This window comes from Roseateles aquae (genome assembly GCF_032337115.1).
GTDB classification, from domain to species: domain Bacteria; phylum Pseudomonadota; class Gammaproteobacteria; order Burkholderiales; family Burkholderiaceae_C; genus Roseateles_C; species Roseateles_C aquae.
The window spans coordinates 1-10,000 of the sequence record NZ_JAVXZY010000020.1; the positions used below are offsets into that span (position 1 = coordinate 1).

General features: G+C 51.4%; 4 tRNA genes and 6 rRNA genes (1 of these 10 cut by a window edge). All 10 read right to left on the reverse strand.

What is annotated here, in order from left to right:
- Positions 1–141: 141 nt before the first annotated feature.
- Positions 142–254: ribosomal RNA gene (rrf, locus tag RQP53_RS24470) — 5S ribosomal RNA — on the reverse strand.
- A gap of 217 nt (positions 255–471) precedes the next feature.
- Positions 472–3,353: ribosomal RNA gene (locus RQP53_RS24475) — 23S ribosomal RNA — on the reverse strand.
- A gap of 351 nt (positions 3,354–3,704) precedes the next feature.
- Positions 3,705–3,780 (reverse strand) — tRNA-Ala (locus RQP53_RS24480).
- Positions 3,781–3,799: 19 nt separating this feature from the next.
- Positions 3,800–3,876 (reverse strand) — tRNA-Ile (locus RQP53_RS24485).
- Between the two features lie 183 nt (positions 3,877–4,059).
- Positions 4,060–5,583, reverse strand: a 16S ribosomal RNA gene (locus RQP53_RS24490).
- Between the two features lie 456 nt (positions 5,584–6,039).
- Positions 6,040–6,152 (reverse strand): 5S ribosomal RNA (rrf, locus tag RQP53_RS24495).
- Between the two features lie 217 nt (positions 6,153–6,369).
- Positions 6,370–9,251: ribosomal RNA gene (locus tag RQP53_RS24500) — 23S ribosomal RNA — on the reverse strand.
- A gap of 351 nt (positions 9,252–9,602) precedes the next feature.
- Positions 9,603–9,678: transfer RNA gene (locus tag RQP53_RS24505), tRNA-Ala, on the reverse strand.
- A gap of 19 nt (positions 9,679–9,697) precedes the next feature.
- A tRNA-Ile gene (locus RQP53_RS24510) sits at positions 9,698–9,774 on the reverse strand.
- 183 nt (positions 9,775–9,957) lie between these two features.
- Positions 9,958–10,000 (reverse strand): 16S ribosomal RNA (locus tag RQP53_RS24515); it runs 1,481 nt beyond the window's last position.
- The 16S, 23S and 5S rRNA genes sit together here with 4 tRNA genes alongside, the layout of an rRNA operon.

Below are 10,000 nucleotides of genomic sequence, written 5' to 3' on the forward strand. Positions count from 1 at the left end.
CTGCCTAGTCGAGTGTTGCGCTGTATCGGTCTCATTCGGCACAGCTCTCCGCGGTGAACCCAAATGCAAAAACCCCCGCTTCGTACGAAGTCGGGGGTTTTGAACTTGCAGGTCTCACTGTGGGTGAGTACCGAGATATTAGCCTGACGATGACCTACTTTCACACGGGAATCCGCACTATCATCGGCGCTGAGTCATTTCACTGTCCTGTTCGGGATGGGAAGGAGTGGGACCAACTCGCTATGGTCATCAGGCTTAACTGGTTGGCAAGTTGTTGCTTGAGCGAACAACTTACCCAATTCGTAGAGTCTGCAGTATAGCTTGGCTTACTGCTTGAATCAGCTTTGATTTTGATTGCGTTCAAGTGTTCAAGTGAATGAACAGACTTCTGAAGAACAGCATAACTTGTTTACCTCAATAAGCTCTGACGCGTTCTGATGATTGCTCATCTGATCGAACTGTCAAAGTTATAGGGTCAAGCCTCACGGGCAATTAGTACTGGTTAGCTTAACGCATTACTGCGCTTCCACACCCAGCCTATCAACGTCCTGGTCTCGAACGACCCTTCAGGGGGCTCTAGGCCCCGGCAAGACTCATCTTGAGACGAGTTTCCCGCTTAGATGCTTTCAGCGGTTATCTCTTCCGCACTTAGCTACTCGGCAATGCCACTGGCGTGACAACCGATACACCAGAGGTGCGTCCACTCCGGTCCTCTCGTACTAGGAGCAGGCTCTCTCAATCTTGCAGCGCCCACGGAAGATAGGGACCAAACTGTCTCACGACGTTTTAAACCCAGCTCACGTACCTCTTTAAATGGCGAACAGCCATACCCTTGGGACCGGCTACAGCCCCAGGATGAGATGAGCCGACATCGAGGTGCCAAACACCGCCGTCGATATGAACTCTTGGGCGGTATCAGCCTGTTATCCCCAGAGTACCTTTTATCCGTTGAGCGATGGCCCTTCCATACAGAACCACCGGATCACTTTGTCCTACTTTCGTACCTGCTCGACTTGTCAGTCTCGCAGTCAAGCACGCTTATGCCAATGCACTATCAACACGATTTCCGACCGTATTTAGCGTACCTTCGAACTCCTCCGTTACACTTTGGGAGGAGACCGCCCCAGTCAAACTGCCCACCATACACTGTCCCCAATCCCGATAAGGGACCAAGGTTAGAACCTCAAACACACCAGGGTGGTATTTCAACGTTGGCTCCATAGAAACTAGCGTCCCTACTTCAAAGCCTCCCACCTATCCTACACAGATCTGTTCAAAGTCCAATGTAAAGCTACAGTAAAGGTTCATGGGGTCTTTCCGTCTTTCCGCGGGGAGATTGCATCATCACAAACATTTCAACTTCGCTGAGTCTCTGGAGGAGACAGTGTGGCCATCGTTACGCCATTCGTGCAGGTCGGAACTTACCCGACAAGGAATTTCGCTACCTTAGGACCGTTATAGTTACGGCCGCCGTTTACTGGGACTTCAGTCAAGAGCTTGCACCCCATCATTTAATCTTCCAGCACCGGGCAGGCGTCACACCCTATACGTCGACTTTCGTCTTTGCAGAGTGCTGTGTTTTTAATAAACAGTCGCAGCCACCGATTCTCTGCGGCCTCATTCTGCTTCTGGAGTAAATCCATACACATACTAAAGGCACACCTTCTTCCGAAGTTACGGTGTCAATTTGCCGAGTTCCTTCTCCAGAGTTCTCTCAAGCGCCTTAGAATACTCATCTCGCGCACCAGTGTCGGTTTGCGGTACGGTCGCTCTGTAGCTGAAGCTTAGTGGCTTTTCTTGGAAGCAGGGTATCACTCACTTCGTCTGCAAGCAGACTCGTTATCACGCCTCATCTTAGCTCTCCGGATTTGCCTAAAGAGCACGACTACACGCTTGAACCGGGACATCCAACACCCGGCTGAGCTAACCTTCTCCGTCCCCACATCGCACTACAGTTCGGTACAGGAATATTTACCTGTTTCCCATCAGCTACGCATCTCTGCCTCGCCTTAGGGGCCGACTCACCCTACGCCGATGAACGTTGCGTAGGAAACCTTGCGCTTTCGGCGAGGGGGCTTTTCACCCCCTTTAACGCTACTCATGTCAGCATTCGCACTTCTGATACCTCCAGCAGGCTTCACAACCCACCTTCTCAGGCTTACAGAACGCTCTCCTACCACGTGCAATAAATTGCACATCCGCAGCTTCGGTAACTGGCTTAGCCCCGTTACATCTTCCGCGCAGGACGACTCGATCAGTGAGCTATTACGCTTTCTTTAAATGATGGCTGCTTCTAAGCCAACATCCTGACTGTTTTAGCCTTCCCACTTCGTTTCCCACTTAGCCAATTTTAGGGACCTTAGCTGGCGGTCTGGGTTGTTTCCCTCTTGAGTCCGGACGTTAGCACCCGGTGCTCTGTCTCCCAAGCTGTACTCATCGGTATTCGGAGTTTGCATAGGTTTGGTAAGTCGCCATGACCCCCTAGCCTAAACAGTGCTCTACCCCCGATGGTAATACTTGAGGCACTACCTAAATAGTTTTCGGAGAGAACCAGCTATTTCCAAGTTTGTTTAGCCTTTCACCCCTATCCACAGCTCATCCGCTAGTTTTGCAACACTAGTCGGTTCGGACCTCCAGCACCTGTTACGGTACCTTCATCCTGGCCATGGATAGATCACTTGGTTTCGGGTCTACACCCAGCGACTAATTCGCCCTATTCGGACTCGATTTCTCTACGGCTTCCCTATTCGGTTAACCTCGCCACTGAATGTAAGTCGCTGACCCATTATACAAAAGGTACGCAGTCACCCTTGCGGGCTCCTACTTTTTGTATGCATGCGGTTTCAGGATCTATTTCACTCCCCTCCCGGGGTTCTTTTCGCCTTTCCCTCACGGTACTTGTTCACTATCGGTCGATTACGAGTATTTAGCCTTGGAGGATGGTCCCCCCATATTCAGACAGGATTTCACGTGTCCCGCCCTACTCTATTCGCGCCTAGTTCCACAATCTGCATTTCTCATACGGGGCTATCACCCACTATGGCCGGACTTTCCATTCCGTTTTGATATGCAAACTGCTAAAACGCGAGGGCTACTCCGATTTCGCTCGCCACTACTTTCGGAATCTCGGTTGATGTCTTTTCCTCGAGCTACTGAGATGTTTCAGTTCACCCGGTTCGCCACAATGACCTATGTATTCAGTCAGAGTTACCTCTTGCGAGGTGGGTTTCCCCATTCGGATATCTCCGGATCAAAGCTAATTTGCCAGCTCCCCGAAGCTTTTCGCAGGCTATCACGTCCTTCGTCGCCTGTAATCGCCAAGGCATCCACCACATGCACTTAGTCACTTGACCCTATAACTTTGACAGCGCTGACTGCACTGTCGTCAAGGACTCGTACAGACTATCGTTCAGTCCATACGTTTATTGAGTATTCACGCGTTACGCCGTTCTTCATACCTAATTAACTTAACAAATACCTCGCGGCATTCGCTAACTTGCTTAGCTGAAGTCTATGTTGACGCAATCAAAATGTTGCCGACGGCACGGTGTCCAGCCCCCTTTACGAAGAAACTGAACTTTCCGTCGACAACGCTGATTCGACTCTACAAATTGTTAAAGAACAACAGCCGACATTTGAATGTCTAAGACTGGCAAACCACAGTAGCCTTTAGCCACTGTGGTTTGCCAACCCGATGAGTGTTTTGGTGGAGGATGACGGGATCGAACCGACGACCCCCTGCTTGCAAAGCAGGTGCTCTCCCAGCTGAGCTAATCCCCCGGGACTTTTCTCAAATCCGTGGTGGGTCTGGCTGGATTCGAACCAGCGACCCCCGCCTTATCAAGACGGTGCTCTAACCGACTGAGCTACAGACCCACGCGTTAATCTCGCGTGCCCCTGTCTCAGTAACGCTCGCCTTGGAGGCCAGCTCGGCAGGCTCACGCATTATTCACTCACTGTTGTGATACAGCCGATAAGTGTGGGCGCTTGAATTAGAGTCATTTGGATCTCGCTGGCTTGCTACTGCATGCAGTAACTCGCTGCTCGACCATTTTCTAGAAAGGAGGTGATCCAGCCGCACCTTCCGATACGGCTACCTTGTTACGACTTCACCCCAGTCACGAACCCTGCCGTGGTAATCGCCCTCCTTGCGGTTAGGCTAACTACTTCTGGCAGAACCCGCTCCCATGGTGTGACGGGCGGTGTGTACAAGACCCGGGAACGTATTCACCGCGGCAAGCTGATCCGCGATTACTAGCGATTCCGACTTCACGCAGTCGAGTTGCAGACTACGATCCGGACTACGACCGGTTTTCTGGGATTAGCTCCCCCTCGCGGGTTGGCAGCCCTCTGTACCGGCCATTGTATGACGTGTGTAGCCCTACCCATAAGGGCCATGATGACCTGACGTCATCCCCACCTTCCTCCGGTTTGTCACCGGCAGTCTCATTAGAGTGCCCTTTCGTAGCAACTAATGACAAGGGTTGCGCTCGTTGCGGGACTTAACCCAACATCTCACGACACGAGCTGACGACGGCCATGCAGCACCTGTGTCCAGGTTCTCTTTCGAGCACTCCCAAATCTCTTCAGGATTCCTGGCATGTCAAGGGTAGGTAAGGTTTTTCGCGTTGCATCGAATTAAACCACATCATCCACCGCTTGTGCGGGTCCCCGTCAATTCCTTTGAGTTTCAACCTTGCGGCCGTACTCCCCAGGCGGTCAACTTCACGCGTTAGCTACGTTACTGAGAAGAAACCCTCCCAACAACCAGTTGACATCGTTTAGGGCGTGGACTACCAGGGTATCTAATCCTGTTTGCTCCCCACGCTTTCGTGCATGAGCGTCAGTACAGGTCCAGGGGATTGCCTTCGCCATCGGTGTTCCTCCGCATATCTACGCATTTCACTGCTACACGCGGAATTCCATCCCCCTCTACCGTACTCTAGCCATGCAGTCACAAAGGCAGTTCCCAGGTTGAGCCCGGGGATTTCACCTCTGTCTTGCATAACCGCCTGCGCACGCTTTACGCCCAGTAATTCCGATTAACGCTTGCACCCTACGTATTACCGCGGCTGCTGGCACGTAGTTAGCCGGTGCTTATTCTTCAGGTACCGTCATTAAGCATCTGTATTAGAGACGCTCGTTTCTTCCCTGACAAAAGCGGTTTACAACCCGAAGGCCTTCTTCCCGCACGCGGCATGGCTGGATCAGACTTGCGTCCATTGTCCAAAATTCCCCACTGCTGCCTCCCGTAGGAGTCTGGGCCGTGTCTCAGTCCCAGTGTGGCTGGTCGTCCTCTCAGACCAGCTACAGATCGTCGGCTTGGTGAGCCTTTACCCCACCAACTACCTAATCTGATATCGGCCGCTCCAATCGCGCGAGGCCTTACGGTCCCCCGCTTTCACCCTCAGGTCGTATGCGGTATTAGCCACTCTTTCGAGTAGTTATCCCCCACGACTGGGCACGTTCCGATACATTACTCACCCGTTCGCCACTCGTCAGCTTAACCTGTTACCGTTCGACTTGCATGTGTAAGGCATGCCGCCAGCGTTCAATCTGAGCCAGGATCAAACTCTACAGTTCGATCTTGATTTACTCAACGGAATCGACTTAAACCATTTGCATAGTTCAAATCTAATTTCCGTGAGCGTTTAAAGTCTAAGAGACTTGATACTCGTCACCGAGCATCAAAACTCACCTTCAAACGCCCACGCTTATCGGCTGTGAATTCTTAAAGAACATCCGCTTAACTCAGATCCAGCAGCTCTCGCCACCTGCCTTCGTCTTGCGTCGCTGACCGTTGTCAGCGCAGAGGCGAGATTATGATCGAAGTCTTCACTATCGTCAACCCTTATTGCAGAAGATTTTCATCTCGCTGCCATCAAGGCTCTCGCTGCACACCAGGCCGAACATCTCGATGCTGCGCATCAATCTACCCACCGGCGCCATCTGCAGATGCAAGCGCTGCGCGCAAGGCTTGCATCTGGAGACAGAGATAAAAACGCCCGGTCGGTTGACCGGGCGTTTTCCTTAATATTAGCCTGACGATGACCTACTTTCACACGGGAATCCGCACTATCATCGGCGCTGAGTCATTTCACTGTCCTGTTCGGGATGGGAAGGAGTGGGACCAACTCGCTATGGTCATCAGGCTTAACTGGTTGGCAAGTTGTTGCTTGAGCGAACAACTTACCCAATTCGTAGAGTCTGCAGTATAGCTTGGCTTACTGCTTGAATCAGCTTTGATTTTGATTGCGTTCAAGTGTTCAAGTGAATGAACAGACTTCTGAAGAACAGCATAACTTGTTTACCTCAATAAGCTCTGACGCGTTCTGATGATTGCTCATCTGATCGAACTGTCAAAGTTATAGGGTCAAGCCTCACGGGCAATTAGTACTGGTTAGCTTAACGCATTACTGCGCTTCCACACCCAGCCTATCAACGTCCTGGTCTCGAACGACCCTTCAGGGGGCTCTAGGCCCCGGCAAGACTCATCTTGAGACGAGTTTCCCGCTTAGATGCTTTCAGCGGTTATCTCTTCCGCACTTAGCTACTCGGCAATGCCACTGGCGTGACAACCGATACACCAGAGGTGCGTCCACTCCGGTCCTCTCGTACTAGGAGCAGGCTCTCTCAATCTTGCAGCGCCCACGGAAGATAGGGACCAAACTGTCTCACGACGTTTTAAACCCAGCTCACGTACCTCTTTAAATGGCGAACAGCCATACCCTTGGGACCGGCTACAGCCCCAGGATGAGATGAGCCGACATCGAGGTGCCAAACACCGCCGTCGATATGAACTCTTGGGCGGTATCAGCCTGTTATCCCCAGAGTACCTTTTATCCGTTGAGCGATGGCCCTTCCATACAGAACCACCGGATCACTTTGTCCTACTTTCGTACCTGCTCGACTTGTCAGTCTCGCAGTCAAGCACGCTTATGCCAATGCACTATCAACACGATTTCCGACCGTATTTAGCGTACCTTCGAACTCCTCCGTTACACTTTGGGAGGAGACCGCCCCAGTCAAACTGCCCACCATACACTGTCCCCAATCCCGATAAGGGACCAAGGTTAGAACCTCAAACACACCAGGGTGGTATTTCAACGTTGGCTCCATAGAAACTAGCGTCCCTACTTCAAAGCCTCCCACCTATCCTACACAGATCTGTTCAAAGTCCAATGTAAAGCTACAGTAAAGGTTCATGGGGTCTTTCCGTCTTTCCGCGGGGAGATTGCATCATCACAAACATTTCAACTTCGCTGAGTCTCTGGAGGAGACAGTGTGGCCATCGTTACGCCATTCGTGCAGGTCGGAACTTACCCGACAAGGAATTTCGCTACCTTAGGACCGTTATAGTTACGGCCGCCGTTTACTGGGACTTCAGTCAAGAGCTTGCACCCCATCATTTAATCTTCCAGCACCGGGCAGGCGTCACACCCTATACGTCGACTTTCGTCTTTGCAGAGTGCTGTGTTTTTAATAAACAGTCGCAGCCACCGATTCTCTGCGGCCTCATTCTGCTTCTGGAGTAAATCCATACACATACTAAAGGCACACCTTCTTCCGAAGTTACGGTGTCAATTTGCCGAGTTCCTTCTCCAGAGTTCTCTCAAGCGCCTTAGAATACTCATCTCGCGCACCAGTGTCGGTTTGCGGTACGGTCGCTCTGTAGCTGAAGCTTAGTGGCTTTTCTTGGAAGCAGGGTATCACTCACTTCGTCTGCAAGCAGACTCGTTATCACGCCTCATCTTAGCTCTCCGGATTTGCCTAAAGAGCACGACTACACGCTTGAACCGGGACATCCAACACCCGGCTGAGCTAACCTTCTCCGTCCCCACATCGCACTACAGTTCGGTACAGGAATATTTACCTGTTTCCCATCAGCTACGCATCTCTGCCTCGCCTTAGGGGCCGACTCACCCTACGCCGATGAACGTTGCGTAGGAAACCTTGCGCTTTCGGCGAGGGGGCTTTTCACCCCCTTTAACGCTACTCATGTCAGCATTCGCACTTCTGATACCTCCAGCAGGCTTCACAACCCACCTTCTCAGGCTTACAGAACGCTCTCCTACCACGTGCAATAAATTGCACATCCGCAGCTTCGGTAACTGGCTTAGCCCCGTTACATCTTCCGCGCAGGACGACTCGATCAGTGAGCTATTACGCTTTCTTTAAATGATGGCTGCTTCTAAGCCAACATCCTGACTGTTTTAGCCTTCCCACTTCGTTTCCCACTTAGCCAATTTTAGGGACCTTAGCTGGCGGTCTGGGTTGTTTCCCTCTTGAGTCCGGACGTTAGCACCCGGTGCTCTGTCTCCCAAGCTGTACTCATCGGTATTCGGAGTTTGCATAGGTTTGGTAAGTCGCCATGACCCCCTAGCCTAAACAGTGCTCTACCCCCGATGGTAATACTTGAGGCACTACCTAAATAGTTTTCGGAGAGAACCAGCTATTTCCAAGTTTGTTTAGCCTTTCACCCCTATCCACAGCTCATCCGCTAGTTTTGCAACACTAGTCGGTTCGGACCTCCAGCACCTGTTACGGTACCTTCATCCTGGCCATGGATAGATCACTTGGTTTCGGGTCTACACCCAGCGACTAATTCGCCCTATTCGGACTCGATTTCTCTACGGCTTCCCTATTCGGTTAACCTCGCCACTGAATGTAAGTCGCTGACCCATTATACAAAAGGTACGCAGTCACCCTTGCGGGCTCCTACTTTTTGTATGCATGCGGTTTCAGGATCTATTTCACTCCCCTCCCGGGGTTCTTTTCGCCTTTCCCTCACGGTACTTGTTCACTATCGGTCGATTACGAGTATTTAGCCTTGGAGGATGGTCCCCCCATATTCAGACAGGATTTCACGTGTCCCGCCCTACTCTATTCGCGCCTAGTTCCACAATCTGCATTTCTCATACGGGGCTATCACCCACTATGGCCGGACTTTCCATTCCGTTTTGATATGCAAACTGCTAAAACGCGAGGGCTACTCCGATTTCGCTCGCCACTACTTTCGGAATCTCGGTTGATGTCTTTTCCTCGAGCTACTGAGATGTTTCAGTTCACCCGGTTCGCCACAATGACCTATGTATTCAGTCAGAGTTACCTCTTGCGAGGTGGGTTTCCCCATTCGGATATCTCCGGATCAAAGCTAATTTGCCAGCTCCCCGAAGCTTTTCGCAGGCTATCACGTCCTTCGTCGCCTGTAATCGCCAAGGCATCCACCACATGCACTTAGTCACTTGACCCTATAACTTTGACAGCGCTGACTGCACTGTCGTCAAGGACTCGTACAGACTATCGTTCAGTCCATACGTTTATTGAGTATTCACGCGTTACGCCGTTCTTCATACCTAATTAACTTAACAAATACCTCGCGGCATTCGCTAACTTGCTTAGCTGAAGTCTATGTTGACGCAATCAAAATGTTGCCGACGGCACGGTGTCCAGCCCCCTTTACGAAGAAACTGAACTTTCCGTCGACAACGCTGATTCGACTCTACAAATTGTTAAAGAACAACAGCCGACATTTGAATGTCTAAGACTGGCAAACCACAGTAGCCTTTAGCCACTGTGGTTTGCCAACCCGATGAGTGTTTTGGTGGAGGATGACGGGATCGAACCGACGACCCCCTGCTTGCAAAGCAGGTGCTCTCCCAGCTGAGCTAATCCCCCGGGACTTTTCTCAAATCCGTGGTGGGTCTGGCTGGATTCGAACCAGCGACCCCCGCCTTATCAAGACGGTGCTCTAACCGACTGAGCTACAGACCCACGCGTTAATCTCGCGTGCCCCTGTCTCAGTAACGCTCGCCTTGGAGGCCAGCTCGGCAGGCTCACGCATTATTCACTCACTGTTGTGATACAGCCGATAAGTGTGGGCGCTTGAATTAGAGTCATTTGGATCTCGCTGGCTTGCTACTGCATGCAGTAACTCGCTGCTCGACCATTTTCTAGAAAGGAGGTGATCCAGCCGCACCTTCCGATACGGCTACCTTGT